We start from the raw sequence: 17,478 nt of genomic DNA, 5'->3' as shown, positions 1-17,478 counted from the left end.
CCGCTAATGTCCCTAATGAGAGATGAAATTCGCGACCACTCAGCGGAAAAGATGCTGTTTATCCGCCGTGCCGTAATTGCTTTTCTGGTGGTGGTGGTCTGCTTTGTTATTCTGATTGTCAATCTCTATCACCTCCAGATAGATCAGTACGACTTTTACCAGACCCGCTCAAACCAGAATGACATCAAGATGCTGCCCATCGCGCCAAGCCGGGGGCTGATTTTCGATCGTAACGGTATTCCGCTGGTGCAAAATGTTACATTGTATCGTTTACAGGTGATCCCGAGCAAAATCGCCGATATGAAGGCGCTCCTGCGGCAGTTAACGCCGATTATCGATCTCACCCCACAAGATATCGCCGATTTCCGCGACGACATGCAGCACAACAGCCGCTATAAAGAGGTGACCTTAAAATCCGATCTCAGCGATGTTGAAGTGGCGCGTTTTGCCGTCAATGAGTTTCGTTTCCCCGGCGTGACCATTGAAAGTTACCAGCAGCGCCGGTATCCCTATGGCGCGGAACTGGCGCACGTGGTCGGCTATGTATCGAAAATCAACGACAGCGATCTGCAAAAGCTGGCGAAAGCGGGCGAAGCGGAGAACTATGCCGCCGACCACAATATCGGCAAGCAGGGCATTGAAGGCTACTACGAGAAAGCGCTGCACGGCACCACCGGCTATCAGGAAGTTGAGGTGGATAACCATGGTCGGGTGGTACGCCTGCTGAAAGAGGTCCCGCCGGTGGCCGGAAAGAACATCTACCTGACGCTGGATCTGCATTTACAGCAGTATATCGAATCGGTGCTGAAGGGGCAGCGTGCGGCGGTCGTCGTCGTCGATCCGCGCGATGGCGGAGTGCTGGCGATGGTTTCCAGCCCCAGCTATGATCCAAACCCGTTCGTCAGGGGGATTGGCTATCAGGCTTATCGCGCGCTACTGGATAATCCGGATCGCCCGCTGATTAATCGCGTGACCCAGGGGCTGTATCCACCCGCATCAACGGTGAAACCCTATATGGCGCTGTCGGCGTTGTCCGCGGGCGTCATCACCCCTACCACGACGTTTTTTGGCGGGCCGACCTGGACACTGCCGGGCACGCAGCGCCGCTATCGCGACTGGCTGAAGAGCGGTCACGGTATTCTAAATGTTACCAAAGCGATTGAAGAGTCGGCGGATACGTTTTTCTATCAGGTGGCGTATGAAATGGGGATCGACCGTATCCATGAGTGGTTAAGTAAGTTTGGCTACGGACAGTCAACGGGGATCGATCTGAATGAAGAGTATACCGGGGTGCTGCCGAGCCGGGAGTGGAAGCTGAGGGTACATAAAAAACCGTGGTATCAGGGAGACACGATCTCCGTCGGCATCGGCCAGGGCTACTGGATTGCGACGCCAATTCAGATGGTGAAGGCCCTGACTACCCTGATTAACAACGGTAAGGTGAAAAACCCGCATCTGCTCTATTCCATGAAGCAAGGCAATATGATTGAACGCTACCAGCAACCGCAGAATCTTCCACAGATTGGCGATCCGCATTCACCTTACTGGGGGATTGTGCGTAACGGAATGTACGGCATGGCGAATCTGCCGAACGGTACCGGATATAAGCTGTTTCACACTGCGCCGTACCAGATTGCGGCAAAATCCGGTACTTCCCAGGTCTTCAGCCTCAAGGAGAACCAGACCTATAACGCGAAAATGATCCCGGTGCGTCTGCGCGACCATATTTTCTATACGTTGTTTGCGCCGTATCAGCATCCGAAGGTGGCGATGGCGTTGATTCTGGAAAACGGCGGCGGCGATGGTGTGGTGGCCGGGCCGACTGCACGTAAGATTCTCGACCATATCTTTGATCCGGCCAGTGCATCACAGGACGGTGGCGCGGGAGCGAACGTGCCGCAGGTGGAGAGCGCCGATGCGCGGTAGGCCGTTATTCACTCTGGTCATAAGCGATGACGGATTGGTTATTTGCCGCCGTCTGCGCTTTTGCTCATAGTAGGGTTCTGGATGATTCTGAAAAAGGCGCTCTGATGTCGTTAAGCCGAAAAACATTGCTTCTTGTGCAAACTGGTACTCCGCCGGTTGAAATCATTTCCGACCATGGCGATCTTCCTGTCTGGTTTAGCCATTTACTTGCGCCCTGGCGCAATAAAATCCGCGTCGCGCGGGTGTTTGCCGGGGAACCGCTTCCCGCGCCCGATAAGGATACGGTGGCGGTGATCACCGGCTCCTGGGACATGGTAACTGAGCGTCTGCCGTGGAGTGAAATGACCGCCGAATGGATCCGTGAAGCGATGACGATGGCGATGCCGCTGTTTGGCGTTTGCTATGGGCATCAACTCATGGCACACGCGCTGGGCGGTGAGGTGGATTATCACCCGGCAGGGCGCGAGGCGGGAAGCAAAACTATTTCACTGTCTGAGCGTGGGATTAAGGATAGCCTGCTGGCGAAGCAACCGGCCTCTTTCAGCGCACATCTTACCCATATGCAGACGGTGATCAGGCTACCGCAAGGGGCGACGGTGCTGGCTTCTTCCCGGCACGATCCGCACCAGATTGTCCGTTATGGCGAACATGCCGTGTCCACTCAGTTCCACCCGGAAATTACCCCGGCGATTGCCCGCTCGCTGATTGCCTGGCGCCAGACGGCGCTGCGCAATGAGGGGATTGATCCAGAAAAGCTGAGTCGCGAAGTGGTGGAGAGCCCTGAGGCATCTGCTGTTTTGACCCGTTTTATCGCTCACTATCTGACGCCGGATCTGAAAACGGCTTAACGAGGGGCGTCGGAGGGAAGCAGGGGAATAAAAAGCCGATAAGGTGAGTTATCGGCATACGATTGCTGACATCGCGCATTTTTCCGCAACCGCCCGGCGGCGCTTCGCTTGCACGGGCCTGTGGGAAATACGTACCACAATGATACTATTGGTGTTGTAGGCCGGGTAAGGCGTCAGCCGCCACCCGGCAGAAAGGTGTATAGCAGTGTCCGGAAAATAAGGTTATTGCGCCAGCAACTCCTCAGTGGTACGTTCCACCAGGCTCAGCAGAACCTTTATGTCATCTAACGTGACGAGGGGGTTCAGCAGCGTCAGTTTCAGGCAGGTCACGCCTTTGTGCTCGGTCACGCCAACGTTGGCGCGACCAGTCGCCAGCAGCGCATCGCCAACACGCTGGTTGAGCAGGCCGATGGTCATATCATCGCTGCCCGCCATCTGGTGAGGGCGAGAACGGAACAGCACGCTCGCCAGCTGCGGCTGCATCACCAGTTCCAGCGACGGCTGAGTTTCGACATATTCCGCCACGTTCAGCGCCATGGTCACGCCGTGATCGATGATCTCCGCGTACTGCTTCCGGCCCAGTGCTTCCAGGCCCATCCATAGCTTCAGCGCATCGAAGCGACGGGTGGTTTGCAGCGATTTAGACACCAGGTTCGGTACGCCGTGCTCTTCATCGAATTCGGAGTTCAGATACGCGGCCTGATAGCGCATCAGCTCGTAGTGACGGGCTTCTTTTAACAGAAACGCGCCACAGCTGATGGTCTGGAAGAACTGTTTGTGGAAATCCAGGGTGATGGAATCCACTAACTCAATACCGTCCAGGCGGTCGCGATACTTTTCAGACATCAGCAGCGCGCCGCCCCAGGCAGCATCAACATGCAGCCAGATCTGGTGTTCGGCGGCGATTGCAGCAATGGCCCGCAGCGGGTCAATTGCCCCCGCATCGGTGGTGCCTGCGGTGGCGACAATCGCCATGATCTGTTCGCCGTTGGCCTGCGCCTGCGCGATCTTCGCTTGCAGGTCCGCTATGTCCATCCGGGCGAACTCATCGGTTTTCACCAGCGTCACGGAACGGTAGCCGAGGCCCATCAACGCCATATTTTTCTGCACCGAGAAGTGGGCGTTTTCTGAACACAGCACTTTGTACTGACGGATATCGCCCGGCAGCCCCTCCTGCTGGATCGAATGACCCTGGCGGGCGAAGAAGGCATCACGCGCCAGCATCAGCCCCATCATATTGCTCTGAGTGCCGCCGCTGGTGAACACGCCCGCATCGCCAGCGCCGTAGCCGACCTGGGTGCGTAGCCACTCAATCAGCTTAATTTCGATAAGGGTCGCTGACGGACTTTGATCCCAGGAGTCCATGCTCTGGTTGGTGGCGTTAATCAGCACTTCCGCCGCCTGGCTAATCACCAGGCTCGGGCAGTGAAGATGCGCCACGCAATGCGGGTGATGTACCGACAGGCTGTCTTTGAGGAAAAACTCGATCGCCCGGTCAATTGCCGCCTGGTTGCCGAGCCCTTGTTCATTGAAATCAAGGTGGATGCGCTGACGTAATTCGTCAACGCTTTTCCCCTGATACATCTCAGGCTGCTGCAGCCACTGCGCTACCGCCTGGCTGCTCTGGGCGATCGCCTGCTGGTAGGCGTCAATGCTCTGCGTGGTACCGGCGAGAACTGGATTCAATTTTGACATTGCGGTCATTCGCTCCACTCAGACCGGTTTTACGCCGGCGCCCAGCAGGGCCTGTTCAAATTTATCGAAGAAGATCTCCAGCTCCGCGTTACTGATCAGCAGGGATGGCAGCAGACGCAGTACGCAGCCGTTACGACCGCCGCGCTCAAGGATCAGACCCGCTTCAAAGCACTTCTTCTGCAACAGCGCAGAGAGTTCGCCATCCGCCGGGTAGCTACCCAGATGGTCCGGCGCTTCGTTCGGTTTAACGATTTCAATACCGATCATCAGACCCAGACCGCGCACGTGACCGATAACCGGGTAACGTTTCTGCATTTCCGCCAGTTTGCCTTTCAGCCACTCGCCCTGGGCGGCGACTTTATCGGCGATATGGTTGTCTTTCAGATAGCGCAGGGTGGTCAGGCCGGTCGCCATCGCCAGCTGGTTGCCGCGGAAAGTCCCAGTGTGGTGACCCGGTTCCCAGGCATCGAACGGCTTTTTAATACCGAGAACGGCCAGCGGCAGACCGCCGCCAACGGCTTTTGACATCACGATGATGTCCGGCTCAATGCCTGCATGTTCAAAGGCGAAGAATTTACCGGTACGGGCAAAGCCTGCCTGAACTTCATCGATGATCAACAGAATGCCGTGTTCCTGAGTCACTTTACGGATGCGCTGCAGCCACTCGACCGGCGCCGGGTTCACGCCGCCTTCCCCCTGAACGGCTTCCAGGATCACCGCCGCCGGTTTACGCACGCCGCTTTCCACGTCGTTGATCAGGTTTTCGAAGTAGTAGGCCAGTGCTTTTACGCCCGCATCGCCGCCGATACCCAGCGGGCAGCGATACTGATGCGGATAAGGCATAAACTGCACTTCCGGCATCATGCCGTTCACCGCCGCTTTCGGCGACAGATTACCGGTGACGGACAGCGCGCCGTGGGTCATCCCATGGTAGCCGCCGGAGAAGCTGATTACGGAAGAACGACCGGTGTATTTTTTCGCCAGTTTCAGCGCCGCTTCCACGGCGTCAGCGCCGGACGGGCCAGTGAACTGCAGGCAGTATTCTTTGCCTTCGCCCGGTAACAGAGAGAGCAGGTATTCAGAGAAGCGATCTTTTAACGGTGTTGTCAGATCGAGGGTATGTAACGGCAAGCCGCTGGTAATGACACTTTGGATGCTTTGTAACACATCAGGATGGTTGTGGCCGAGAGCCAGAGTACCGGCGCCGGCAAGGCAATCCAGATACTGCTTGTTATCCGCATCGGTCAGCCAGACGCCTTCCGCTTTAGTAATCGCCAACGGCAGTTTGCGCGGGTAGCTCCTGACATTCGACTCGAATTCAGCCTGACGGGCCAAAAAGGTATCGTTGTTTGCATCTAATAAATCTGCGCCTAAAGTATCAATACGGACTTTATCCGTCATCATATCACTCCCACAACCCGTGTTTCGCTTGAACGCGGGTTGAATAAAATGGTGTAAAAAATTGAATTGCCATGCATAAGGCGCGCACAATATATGGCTTTTTAAATTTGCATTCAACGTTTTATTTATTAAGGTATTTTTTCATTATTCTTACTTTAACGGATAGACCTTTAATTTATTGATATTGTTATTAATTATTAAATAGCCCAAGGCCTTTTAAATTGTCATTTTTAGTTAAAAATAACGTACTTTTATTACCGCGATGCTGCCCTTGCCGGTGGAACGATTCCGCCAGCAAGGCCATGACTCAATGCAGTTCAACCGCATAATTTGTCAGCGGGGTAATTTTTTTAACTAACTTGTTGGTGTATAAAAACTGTTCATAGGCTTCATAGCGCGGTTTATTCAGCGCCGCCGGATTGACGGCAAACAGGGGGAGGGTTTTCAGCCAGGCCTGCTTGTTCAGTTCGGTGTTAAGTTCAGGATGCGCGTCGGCAAAGGCCAGCCAGGTCTGCTGAGGATGGGCGCGCAGATAAGTGACCCCTTTTTGCAATGCGGCAAGGAATTTCTTGATTTTCGGGGCGTTGACCTCGTCACGGTTGGCGACGATCACCAGTTCATCGTAGGCCGGTACGCCATAATCCTCGACGTTCATCACAACGGGATCTTTCCCCTGCAGCTTCAGCTCCAGCGCTTCTATATTACGATAGCCGCCAATGACCGCATCGACCTGGCCGGCTAGCAGGGCGCTGGTTAACTGGAAGTTAACATTGACCAGTTTGATACTTTTGGGGTCGATATGCGCATACTGCGCCATGGTTGCCAGCGTCGCCTGTTCAATACCGCTAACCGAATAGCCAACTTTCTTGCCTTGCAGGTCGGCCGGGGTTTTGATGTCTTTATCCAGGGTAATTACCGTGTTTAACGGTGAATTAATCAGCGTACCGACGCGCACCAGAGGCAGCCCTTCATCAGCAAAAAAATGCACCTGCGGCTGATAGGTGATCGCCAGATCGGCCTGATGAGCGGCCACCAGTCGCGGCGGTAACGCCGGGTCCGATGGCGGCACAATGGTGACGTCCAGTCCGGCTTCTTTAAAGGCGCCAATCTGTTCGGCCACCATGATCGGCGCGTGATCCGGGTTGATATACCAGTCCAGCACCAGGGTGAGTTTCTCGTTGGCCAGCGCCTGGCCGCAGAGCAGCGCGGTGAGGGTTATTGCGGCGGGTACAGATTTACGCATGGTTACTCCTTATATAAAAGCGTCATTATTCCGGCGCCCAGTTAATCAGCCGGTGTAGAAAAGCATCCACTGTCAGCCATAACAGGACCGTCAGCAGCACTAAAATAAACAGCGCCGCAAAACAGATATCCGTCTGCAGACGCGCGTTGGCATTGAGCATCACGTAGCCCAGGCCTTCGGCTGAGCCGACCCATTCGCCGATAATCGCCCCGATGGGGGCGACGGCCGCGGCCATTCTCAGGCCGGAGGCAAGAGCCGGAAGGGCCGCCATCATGCGCACATGGCGCAACTGCGCGCCAAAAGATGCCCCCATGGTGCGCGCCAGATCGAGATAGTCGTGGTTGACCCGCCGCAGCCCGTCAAAAAATGCCGAGGTCACGGGGAAGAAAATCACCAGCACCGCCATCATCACTTTGGCGCTTATGCCGAAGCCAAACCACAGTACGAGTAGCGGGGCGAGGGCAAAGACCGGGATCGCCTGACTGGTCAGCACCAGCGGCATTAGCCAGCGTTGAATACGCGGCGAGACGATCATACATAGCGCCAGCGCGACGCCGAGCAGCACGCCAGCCGTGAGGCCGCAGAGGATCTCGCTCAGGGTGATCAGCGTATGCCAGCCCAGGTAACCCCGGTTGAACCACAACGCGCTGGCCACCGCTGATGGTGAAGGAAGCAAAAAGGCCGGAATTCCGCTACGGCTCGCCAGCCACCAGAGCAGCAGCAGGCCGCAGAACACCACGCCGCCGCGCAACAGTTTAGCGTTCATCCGTTGGCCCTTATTAGCTGTTGCAGCAGCTCCGCCTGGCTGGTTAATACCTGCGGATCGTCACAGGCTCGGGGCGGCATGCCGGATAAGCGGTGCGTATCGTCAATTCCTCCGGCAGCGGGCGAGAGTACCAGCAGGCGATGGCTGAGTCGGCAGGCTTCCATCGGATCGTGGGTGATAAGCATCACGGTACGGTTCACTAACAATTCGGCGGCCAGGGTTTGAATTCGCGTGCGGGTAAGGGTATCGAGCGCTGAAAAGGGCTCGTCCATCAATACAATGGGGCGATCTTCATAAAGGGTGCGCGCCAGGGCCGCCCGCTGGCGCATTCCCCCCGACAGAGAGGATGGCCGGTCGCTGGCGCAGTGTTCGAGACCCACCCGCCTTAACAGCGTGGTGACGCGCGTGTCATCAATGGGTTCGCCGCGAAGACGCGCGCCGAGGGAGACATTGTCACGCACGCTTAGCCAGGGATAGAGCAGATCCTTTTGCCCCATCCAGGCCAGACGTTTTGCCATCGGCTGGCCATCGCTGGCGCGAACATGACCCGCCGTCGCCTGCTCCAGTCCGGCGATAATGCGCAGCAGGCTGGTTTTCCCCACGCCGCTGGCCCCCAGCAGAGACACCCACTGACCGCCAGGAATATCAAATGAGAGGTTGTCGAAGATCTGCCGGGCGTGAAAACGTAAGCTGAGGTTGCGCACCTCGATACCCGGCGCTATCACGTTGCGCACTCCGTGACGGCATTGAGTCCCATTTGCCAGAAGCTGGCCTCCAGCCGCGTGGCGGTGGTGAAGATGCGGCTGAGTTCAGCAAATCGGGCTTCGCCGCCACGTTGTTGCCACACGGTTTCCAGCAGATTAATAGCCGAATTAACCCCGCGCAGATAGCCCTCATCGCCATAGTTACGGATCCAGGACGCATAGGGGTTGGTGGTGAGTTTCGTGGCGGGATCGTGCAGTAAGCCGAGGCCGATTTCGGCGTATCCGGCAACGCAAGGCATCAGCGCCGTCAACAGATCCAGCGTATCGCCGGCGTGACCGATATCCAGTACGTAACGGGTGTAGTTGACGGTTTCCACGGCTTCAGGTGTGGCCGCCATTGTCGCCTCATCCAGACCCCATCCTGTGCAGTAGTCTACATGTAGCGGGAGCTCGTCAAGAATGGCGTTCATCGACGCGGCGGCGGCGCGCATTTCTGGCAACGTCTGCAGTTTACTCACCAGCAGCGCATAGCTCCGGGCAAAGTGGATCAGAAACAGATAATCCTGAGTCAGGTAACGGCGAAAAGCGATTTCGGGCAGGGTGCCTGCAGCGAGTTGCCGGAGAAAGGGGTGAGCGACATAGTGCTGCCAGTCAGCGTTGGCCTGCTGACGCAGACGACCATAAATACCCTGGGTGAACGCGGGAAGAATCACTGGACCTCCTGATAACGGGGAGATCCGGGCGTGCTGTCAGAAGTGTGAACAGGCAGTGGCGCAAAACTGGCGAAAATGCCGACCCGTCCCTTCGCTGGCATGACCCAGATCAGGTTCAAAGGGTTCGGCTCGCGCCATCTCAGTCCTTACAGGACACCCCTCGGTTGGCCCTTGTTATACGATATTCGCTTTTTGATTACAATCCTGTGATGTGACAAGATTAGGTGACGTTGTCACCTTTTTTCAGGCCCGGTAAAGCCCGTGAATGAACCGGCTGCGCCAGGCCCGGTCAGCACAGTGCTGCCGGGCGAGCACGCACAGGGGGATCATTAGCGAAATTCAACCCAGCGGGCGCCGTCATCCGCTGAACGTACGCAGTTTTCCACCCAATGCACGCCGAGCGCACCGGCTTTGGCGTCCGGATACCAGAAATTATCCAACAGGGCGCGGTCATTACGATCGGTGGCGTCCATCGCGATGGCGAAACGGCGGTACAAATTCGACCATGCTTCAAATAAGCCTTCGGGGTGACCGCCGCCAATGCGATCGTCCTGTAAAGCCAACGGGTCGAGATAGGACATCCCGCGTTCGAGAATACGCACCGGCTCGCCCTGAATTTCATAACGCAGCTGATTGGGTTGCTCATCCCACCACTCCAGGCTCGCTTTCTCACCGACGATACGCACTTTCTGGCCGTGCATCGAGCCGCAGTTTACCGCTGAACACCACATTGAACCGATAGCGCCGTTGTCGTACTCCATCAGCACATAGGCGTTATCCTCCAGCGGCGCACGGGTTTTGACAAAGCTCTGGCGAGAGCACATCAGACGCGTGATGGCGAGTTTTGGCGCCATGGTTTCCGCCAGAAACAGCGGGTGAGTGGCTAAGTCACCTAATACATAGCTGGGCCCGACAAATTTCGGATCCACCCGCCAGCGCGTGCTCGGGTTTTCCAGCTCTACCGGCTGCGCGTGGAAACCATGTGCGAACTGCATATTGATGATGCGGATCTCGCCCAGCAATCCCTGCTCAATCATTTGTCGCGCCTGCAAAATCATCTGATGACCGGCGTAGCCGTAAGTCACGCCAATGATTTTGCGTTGTTTTTCGCTAAGCGCTACCAGCGCATCCGCTTCTTCGGCGGTAAAGCACAGCGGTTTTTCACAAACCACATGCAATCCGGCCTCCAGCGCCGCACGGCAAATGGCGTAGTGGGTGTTGTTCGGCGTGGCGATGGAGACCGCTTCGATACCGTCTTCCCGCGTCGCTTCTTCACGAAACAGGGTTTCGTAATCGGCATAGCAGCGTCCGGCTTCCACGCCCAGTTGCTGACCGAATTCACGCCCACGCTCGGCATCAATATCAAATGCGCCCGCTAACAGAGTAAAAGCGCCGTCGCGCAGCGCCGCAGAACGGTGAATATAGCCGATCTGGCTGCTTCCACCGCCGCCAACCATGCCCCAGCGTAACGATCTGCCTACGGGTTTTGTTCCATTAATCATTCTCTTCTCTCCAGATTAAAAGCCAACGGAACGCAGGTAGCGCAGGCTTTCCGTGACGGCCTGTAAGCTGCCTTCAACATTGCGCGGATCGCGCTCTTGCTCAATGGTTATCCAGCCCTGATAGCCGCGTTTTTCCAGAAACGCCCGTACCGCCGGATAATCAATTGCGCCGCTGCCAAGCGGACACATCACCCCTTCAGCGCAGGCGGAGAAGAAGTCGATGCCACGGGAAATCACGCTTTCAAACACGTTCGGATCAACATCTTTGAAGTGCAGGTAGTCAAGGCGGTCAAAATGACGATCCAGCCAGCTGACGGGATCCATTCCAGAGTAATAAAGATGGCCGGTATCGAGACACAGACCGGCGATGTCGTGGGGGATTTGCGTCGCCAGCAGGTCAATCTCATCGGCAAATTCGATACAGCCGCCCGCATGGGGATGAATGACCGGACGGACGCCGTACTCCTGCCATGCCAGTTTGCTGATGATGACAATATGGTTAATCATCTGCTGCCAGTCGGCAGGAGACAGTCGCGGCGCCAGCTCGCTACGCCCGGCATATTGCGCTCGCTGGGGATTACCGAAATCAATGATCACCAGGTAAGGAGGCTGGAAAGGATTACCCGCTGTTTTTTCCGCAACGGGGACCTGCGATAAATTACGGCAAATGTTATGCGTCAGTTCGACGATATTCGGGAAGTTCTCTTCGCTGACCAGATCATCAAAGATCGTCCCGGCAACCAGAGATAACCCTTGTTTATTCAGCGCTGCGCTGAGTTCACTGGCCTGGGTTGGCAGATAGCTCCAGGGCCCTAATTCAATACTTTTATAGCCCGCGGTGGCGGCTTCCTGCAGCACTTTCTTGAAAGGCGGCAGATAAGGATTTTTGGGATCATCGACGCCCCAGCTACACGGCGCGTTGGCAATATGTATGGTCATGACGGATTCCTTTTCAGTGTGCGATGAAAGCGGCATCAGTATTGAATGAATATTTCAAATTCAACAACATCGAATTTTTATTTTTTTGATGTTATTCAAGGTTTATTTTGATGTTCTATTTGATGGTTTTTTATCAAAATGAGGCGGGAGAAGGCGCGCCGAGGAAATGCCCGCGCCATGGCGATCAGAGATTTTCTTTGGTGAGGAGGTCGAACGGCTGCAGGGCGTTGATAAAGGTTGCCTGTGACTGACCGCTGGCCTGGAGAAATGCGTTTATGGTTGCGTCTGCGAGTGCGGGCAGGCGGTGCGTGATCATCAGATCGATAGTGCCATCAATTAACGCCAGTTCGCCATTTTCCACCGGGCCGTGACAAATCAGCATCACCTGATGCTGGCGCTGATGCGCCTGTAGCGCGTCAATAATCCCCTCAACGCCGCCGCAAGGGGCGTAAATCGCCGTCAGGGAAGGGTAATCTCGCAACATGGCATCCGTTACCTGCCGGGCTATATCCGCACGTTCATAGCTGCGTACCGGTTCCAGCACCCGCTCGCCTTTTCCGTGTTCGCGCAGATATGAACGAAAGCTAATTTCGCAACTCTCCTGACAGATAAACCGATTATCACCGATGATGATGCCAATTTCTCCTTCATGGCGACAAAGCCTGTCGATCGCCCAACCGGCGGTGCGGCCCGCTTTTTGATTATCCAGACCGATATAGCCAGTGCGTTGCGCCACAGCCATGTCAGAGAGCAGGGTAAAAACGCGAACGCCTTTATCAATGGCCTGGGTAATCGCGTGGCGGATCAGCGGGTTGTCCAGCGCGACAATGCCGATCACATCCACTTCATCGCTCAGACGGTCGATGGCGGCCACCATGTCATCGATGGCGTTAATATCGTAATGCAGAAAAACGGGAGGCTGCGTCGGGTTATGCCAGGGCATGGCCGCCTGCTCAAGCATCTGCGCCAGTTGATGATAAAATGAGTGTGATTGCTGAAGCAGAATAAACCCCATTCGCAGCGTTACCGCTGACTGACCGCCAGCCTGCCGATAGCGCGATTGTTCCAGCGCGAATCCTAGCCGACGGGCGGCTTCAAGCACTTTACGTTCGGTACTTGCTTTGACGGGGGTACGTTTATTGAGCACCCGGTCAACGGTGGCAATGCCGACTTTGGCATCCCTGGCTATATCTGTCATGGTGACTTTTTTCGCTGACATTGATATTCCCCTCAGAAAATAATGATAAAAATCTATCATTATTTCTTTCGGTAAAAAAGCCCGCAGTCCTGGGTTTAAACAACGCCATCGGACAGTACATCAGACTATGCATATTAGGGGCGTCATTTATCCGGCAACGTTGTTTGTAACCGCTGAGAACAAAAGGTAAACCACCAGTGGTTGCGGCGTTGTTCCTGACTTTTCATCTGTACGGGCATATTTCGCCATGTCTGTCATCGTGATTTCACGGTTCGATATCTTGTCGGTACAGATGGCCTTTCCCGGTTCTGGCTCGCAACCATAGCTCTTCATCAGTCAACGATGTCTGAATCAGTTCAATGGGCACGCCGGCATCATTAATTATTGCGACAAAATAATCATCGATGGGTTCATAAGGCCCAAGCAGTATCTCCTCATCTTTTAGGGCATCGGCAAGACAATCTACTTTAAATGCAACGTGTGGGACCGTTTTGATTAAAGGATGTAACGGAGAGTCGTCCGTAAAACGGTGCCATTGCACCCGGAAGCGCCCGGGATTATCCGTGGTGTACATGCCTGCTTTTTCGCTGAAAATACCCTCTTCCTTACCATCCTGCACGGGAATGCCGAAGTGGTGAAACTCGTATTTCACATTCGCTTTCATCTGTTTTGATTGCCTTATTTAATTGCTTGTCCCTTCGGGGGGCTAAATGGCAAGTGATGCGACCCAGGTTGAACAGGCTCAAAGTATAGCGTCAGGCCAGCTATCTTAAAGACGATGTCTGAGGATGGCAATCTGCCCGCTGTACCCGTCATACCCGGTTCCAATGTACGTCAACAACAATTCGGCTCCATACGGGGCCGCATTTTCGCTACAGATGGCATTGCGCAGTCTGCCTGTATGTGACCATTAATGTTTTTGATCAAAACGGTAAACGAGGGCTAAAGCGAGTAACAAGATAAATATGGGAGGCGCGAGAACCACTGCAGGGACATTAAGGGAAAAAAGCAGCCCCAGGTTGAGCACGATCTGATAGGTAATATAGGTGAGCAGGCCCACGATCGCGCCAATAGCTAATCGACTGCCCAGTCCGGGCGCGCGCGGAATGGTAAAAGTAAACGGAATGGCCAACAGAATCATGGACAGAACCAAAATGGGCTGCCCCAGTTTTTTCCATAGCGCGAGACGATATTCGGTGCTCGGCTGCCCTGAATCGTGCAGATAATCAATATAGTGATCCAGTTGCCGGATGGAAAAACTGCCGGGCGGCAGAATGAGCTCATTCAGACGAGCGCCGGAAAAGAGTGAATGCCAGAGCAGGCTGTCGCGCCTTTGAACGGTCTCTCTGTTATCTTGCCAGTTTTTTTGCATCACGTTGTGCAGCAGCCAGATGCCATTGGCCGCGGTGCTGGCCTTTTCCGCGTAAATATAGGACTCAAGCGAGCGATCGGCTTGATAATGAAAGATTTCAATACCCACCGGTTGGCCATTTTTATCAAGGGACTTCACGGTCACAAATTCGTTACCTCGTCGTGCCCATAGCGCGTTGACGGAAGCGTCGTCATCATTCGATTGTGCCAGAGTGCTGTTTTTCATCTGCAGGGCTCGTTGTTGTAGCGGCGATGCCACCCATTCATCGACAGCGCCTAACGAGACATTTATCAACAGCCCGGCGGAGAGCATCACCAGCGCAATGTTGAAGATCGACATACCGGCAGCGCGGATCGCCGTCAATTCCAGACTTTTGGCAAGCTGCCCCAGCCCGACGATCCCCCCGAGCAGCGCGATAAAGGGCCCCAAATCCACAAGAGTGCGGGGCAGCGTCATGACGGTCACATACAGCGCCTGGGTCCAGCGATAACCGTCAGGCGTGACGTCCTCAAGTTCATTGATCAACGTAAAGGTGGTAAACAGCGGGAGAAGCAGGCCAGCTGCGGCGGCGAACCCGATGAACACGTTACTGATCAGATAGCGGCTAAAAATCGTCATCGGGATATTTTCCACGGCAGGGATACATCGCGCGCGAGCAGCGCGCCCATACCGAGCGCCATCACCAGCGGAACCAGCCAGATGCCGGGGACCACCGGCAGGCTACCGTTAGCCACCAGTGTGCGACAAATGTTCCCGCCGTAGAAAATCACGGTAAACATGAGGGTGAGGGGAAGCAGCGTGGCGTAGCGGCCTTGTCGTGGTCTGGTGCGGCTCAAAGGGATCGCCAGCAGTACCATCAGCACTGTTATCAGCCCGCGGCTCTCCCGCCATTGCAGTTCCGCCGTGTCGGCCGGATCGACGGAGTGCGCCAATGCGATCAGGGAGGCAGATTTATGCCTGAACTCAGGATCGGGGATGAGCGGCTTCAGCGCAATATCGTAGCTGACGTAATTCTGCGCATTGTCATCGCGCCCCTGGCGATCCAGTACATAGGCGGAGCCCGTTTTCAGCCGAACGACGGGGTTACCGGGGGAGGCGTCGATCACCTCAACCGAGTGCGCACGGTACAGGTGCGTATGACTGGCGGAGCGCAGGTATATCAGGGCTTCAGTCAGACGGCTGGCTGTTTTGTCAATCTCGCTGGCGAGGATCATGCGGCCATTGCCGCTAACGTTGAATTTGTTAGCCTGCAAATGGCTGACATCCAGCATCGATTGTGACTCTTGCTGCAGCTGATAAATATTGGCGTAAGCCCAGGGGCGACCATACATTGAGAGCAGCGTGACCCCTGTCGCCAGCGGAATGGCAAGTATCAGAACCGCTTTGTACAGCCGTAGCGGACTGGCGCCTGACGCCTGCATGGCGGTAATTTCCGCATCGCTGTAGAGCTGGCTCAGCGCGACCGCCACGGAGACGTACAGGGCCACGGGCAGTATCATCTCTAATGCAATCAATGTCTTATAAAAAACCACATCGGCGACGACCCGCAGCGCCAGGGTACCATTGGCGGCATCGGTAAGATAGCGCTGGGCGGAGTAACTGGCAAACATGAAGATGAGAAAACCGGCGATCATTATCACCAGTCGACGAATCTCAACCATGATGTAACGTTCAATCAGCGACATGCGTCACGGGCTCCCGGCGATTGTCTCATGTGGCTTATCACGGTCAATCAGCCTGCGCAGCAGGGCGATGACCTGATCAACTTCATCCGGCGTCAGCGCGCCGTCTTTCGCCCACTGCACGCGACCGGCCTTATCCAGGACGATGATGGTGGAGCTCTCCTCCGGGAGTTGCCAGGCCTTGCGCCCAAGACCATCGCTATCGACGATAAATTGTGCCCACGGGTAATGCCGTTTATTTTTCTCGATTTTTCCTCGAACAAAAAAGCCGGAACCCGGTATGGCATCGTCGGTGTTGACGATAGTGGTAGGCTGGAAGCGGTCGTCGGGAAGATTCGCTTCCTTGATGGCGGCGATCAGCAGCGAATTTTTCTTTTTGGCGGACGTGCGGCCCGCGATGTACTGGATGACGCGCACCTTGCCCGCCAATTGCGCGCTTCGCCACGGCCTGTAGCTGAAATGGCCCTGACTCAGCAGAAGCTCACCGCGATCGTCAATCGCGATCGGCGCGACCGGTTCGCCATGAATGAAATTATGCGCTGATGCCATCAGCGGAGACAGTAGCAGAACAATGGTCAGCACTCTACGTAACGTCATCATGCCTCCGGGGAATAGCCATTGTTATCTGTCCGCGATTATCGCGGGCGCCGAAAGTGACAGGGGAAACCGGTCAAGAAGTTGTTCCAGCCGCTGGCGGATATCGATATCCAACAGCGCGGGTTGGTCGTAACCATTCCCGCCGGCCAGCTTATCCGCCACCATCACATCATGGCGATCGCCCATTAACCCGTTAATTGCGGCCAGAAAACGCGAGATCTGTCGGGCCTCCCGATTATCCGGGTCGATTGAACGCAGCGTGTCGTAAAAAGAGACTTGTCGACTGATGATTTTTCGCACGTCATGAAACTGCTTGCCGGTGAGTTTCTGGCTGGCGATTAACAACCGTAGCAGCCGCATCTGTTGCAGACGGTAGGCGATAAACCCATTCTCGGTTTCCAGCCGCGTATGGCGCAGTCTGTAACGCACGCACGACCAGACCGGTTTGCTGAGAAGCAGCCGCAACTGATTGCCATAAAACCGCATGTTTTTCCGGTTGCCGTTACGAAACGCATCCTGAAAATGGCCGAGCACCACCGTCGTGCTGTGAAACAGACGGTTGGCACGATGCTGTACACTGTAAAGCTGCAGGGCAAAACGTAAATGCTTATAGCGTGCGCGAATATATTTGTAGCGCATACGGGTTGCCTCCGATTGCGGAGCTTTCAGGAAGCTATTCACCAGTTGCAACAGTTCCTGACGGGAAAACCCGTCCTCCCAGAACTGCAGGCACAGCGCGTAGTTGTCACGAATGCTCTCAGGGGAACATTGCAGCTCAATATGTTGCGGCAGGCTGATTTGAGCCTCAACCAGATCGTCTTCTTCCACTGCGACAAATAGCGCCTGCGTGGTTTCAGCGGAGAATTTTTTCCAGGTATTATTCGCGGTCATG

General features: G+C 55.3%; 16 protein-coding genes and 1 riboswitch. Of the genes, 2 read left to right on the top strand and 14 right to left on the bottom strand.

Annotated elements, in window-relative coordinates; translation table 11 throughout:
- The first annotated feature begins 6 nt into the window (after positions 1 to 6).
- Together mrdA and FN037_RS08280 are read left to right on the top strand one after the other, a co-directional pair.
- On the top strand, positions 7 to 1,926 hold the full coding sequence (mrdA, locus tag FN037_RS08285) for a penicillin-binding protein 2 (protein ID WP_171034920.1): 1,920 nt from the start codon (positions 7 to 9) through the stop codon (positions 1,924 to 1,926).
- Between the two features lie 104 nt (positions 1,927 to 2,030).
- Positions 2,031 to 2,774, top strand: coding sequence for a glutamine amidotransferase (locus FN037_RS08280; protein ID WP_138362358.1), 744 nt, complete (start codon positions 2,031 to 2,033; stop codon positions 2,772 to 2,774).
- A 222-nt stretch (positions 2,775 to 2,996) separates the two neighbouring features.
- Here the strand turns inward: FN037_RS08280 and FN037_RS08275 are convergent, their stop codons facing one another.
- The 14 genes from FN037_RS08275 to FN037_RS08210 form a co-directional block, all read right to left on the bottom strand.
- The gene (locus FN037_RS08275; RefSeq protein WP_185929240.1) at positions 2,997 to 4,478 is read right to left on the bottom strand and encodes a pyridoxal phosphate-dependent decarboxylase family protein; all 1,482 of its coding nucleotides are present in this window, start codon (positions 4,476 to 4,478) and stop codon (positions 2,997 to 2,999) included.
- Between the two features lie 9 nt (positions 4,479 to 4,487).
- Positions 4,488 to 5,873 carry a diaminobutyrate--2-oxoglutarate transaminase gene (locus tag FN037_RS08270; protein ID WP_138362356.1) on the bottom strand — a complete coding sequence of 462 codons (1,386 nt, stop codon included), beginning with the start codon at positions 5,871 to 5,873 and terminating at the stop codon, positions 4,488 to 4,490.
- A gap of 304 nt (positions 5,874 to 6,177) precedes the next feature.
- Complete coding sequence (locus FN037_RS08265) at positions 6,178 to 7,113, bottom strand: ABC transporter substrate-binding protein (RefSeq protein WP_142501979.1); 936 nt, start codon at positions 7,111 to 7,113, stop codon at positions 6,178 to 6,180.
- Between the two features lie 25 nt (positions 7,114 to 7,138).
- Positions 7,139 to 7,879 (bottom strand): ABC transporter permease, encoded by a 741-nt coding sequence (locus FN037_RS08260; protein ID WP_142501978.1) that lies wholly within the window; start codon positions 7,877 to 7,879, stop codon positions 7,139 to 7,141.
- The gene (locus FN037_RS08255; RefSeq protein ID WP_185929239.1) at positions 7,876 to 8,604 is read right to left on the bottom strand and encodes an ABC transporter ATP-binding protein; all 729 of its coding nucleotides are present in this window, start codon (positions 8,602 to 8,604) and stop codon (positions 7,876 to 7,878) included. The genes FN037_RS08260 and FN037_RS08255 overlap by 4 nt, the downstream gene beginning before the upstream one ends.
- Positions 8,601 to 9,296: a TenA family protein gene (locus tag FN037_RS08250; RefSeq protein ID WP_142501977.1), complete on the bottom strand. Its 696-nt coding sequence runs from the start codon at positions 9,294 to 9,296 to the stop codon at positions 8,601 to 8,603. Before FN037_RS08250 ends, FN037_RS08255 begins: the two co-directional genes overlap by 4 nt.
- Before the next feature lie 69 nt (positions 9,297 to 9,365).
- Positions 9,366 to 9,467, bottom strand: a riboswitch (TPP riboswitch).
- A 158-nt stretch (positions 9,468 to 9,625) separates the two neighbouring features.
- Positions 9,626 to 10,798, bottom strand: coding sequence for a Gfo/Idh/MocA family protein (locus FN037_RS08245; protein WP_142501976.1), 1,173 nt, complete (start codon positions 10,796 to 10,798; stop codon positions 9,626 to 9,628).
- Positions 10,799 to 10,813: 15 nt separating this feature from the next.
- Entirely contained in the window at positions 10,814 to 11,737 is a 924-nt protein-coding gene (locus tag FN037_RS08240) for a TIM barrel protein (RefSeq protein WP_138362351.1), read from the bottom strand.
- A 184-nt stretch (positions 11,738 to 11,921) separates the two neighbouring features.
- A complete protein-coding gene (locus tag FN037_RS08235; RefSeq protein ID WP_138362350.1) occupies positions 11,922 to 12,956 on the bottom strand; it encodes a LacI family DNA-binding transcriptional regulator in 1,035 nt (344 codons plus the stop codon).
- A 244-nt stretch (positions 12,957 to 13,200) separates the two neighbouring features.
- Positions 13,201 to 13,599 (bottom strand): hypothetical protein, encoded by a 399-nt coding sequence (locus FN037_RS08230; RefSeq protein ID WP_138362349.1) that lies wholly within the window; start codon positions 13,597 to 13,599, stop codon positions 13,201 to 13,203.
- Between the two features lie 246 nt (positions 13,600 to 13,845).
- A complete protein-coding gene (gene lptG / locus FN037_RS08225) occupies positions 13,846 to 14,925 on the bottom strand; it encodes an LPS export ABC transporter permease LptG (protein ID WP_142501975.1) in 1,080 nt (359 codons plus the stop codon).
- Complete coding sequence (gene lptF, locus FN037_RS08220; RefSeq protein WP_142501974.1) at positions 14,922 to 15,992, bottom strand: LPS export ABC transporter permease LptF; 1,071 nt, start codon at positions 15,990 to 15,992, stop codon at positions 14,922 to 14,924. Before lptF ends, lptG begins: the two co-directional genes overlap by 4 nt.
- 3 nt (positions 15,993 to 15,995) lie before the next feature.
- Complete coding sequence (locus FN037_RS08215) at positions 15,996 to 16,586, bottom strand: YtfJ family protein (protein WP_138362399.1); 591 nt, start codon at positions 16,584 to 16,586, stop codon at positions 15,996 to 15,998.
- Positions 16,587 to 16,610: 24 nt separating this feature from the next.
- Positions 16,611 to 17,477 carry a hypothetical protein gene (locus FN037_RS08210; RefSeq protein WP_138362346.1) on the bottom strand — a complete coding sequence of 289 codons (867 nt, stop codon included), beginning with the start codon at positions 17,475 to 17,477 and terminating at the stop codon, positions 16,611 to 16,613.
- Between the last annotated feature and the right edge of the window lies 1 nt (position 17,478).

It is taken from the genome of Klebsiella sp. 2680, assembly GCF_900198535.1.
Lineage (GTDB): Bacteria > Pseudomonadota > Gammaproteobacteria > Enterobacterales > Enterobacteriaceae > Klebsiella > Klebsiella indica.
This window is presented reverse-complemented; position numbering and strand designations above follow the sequence as displayed.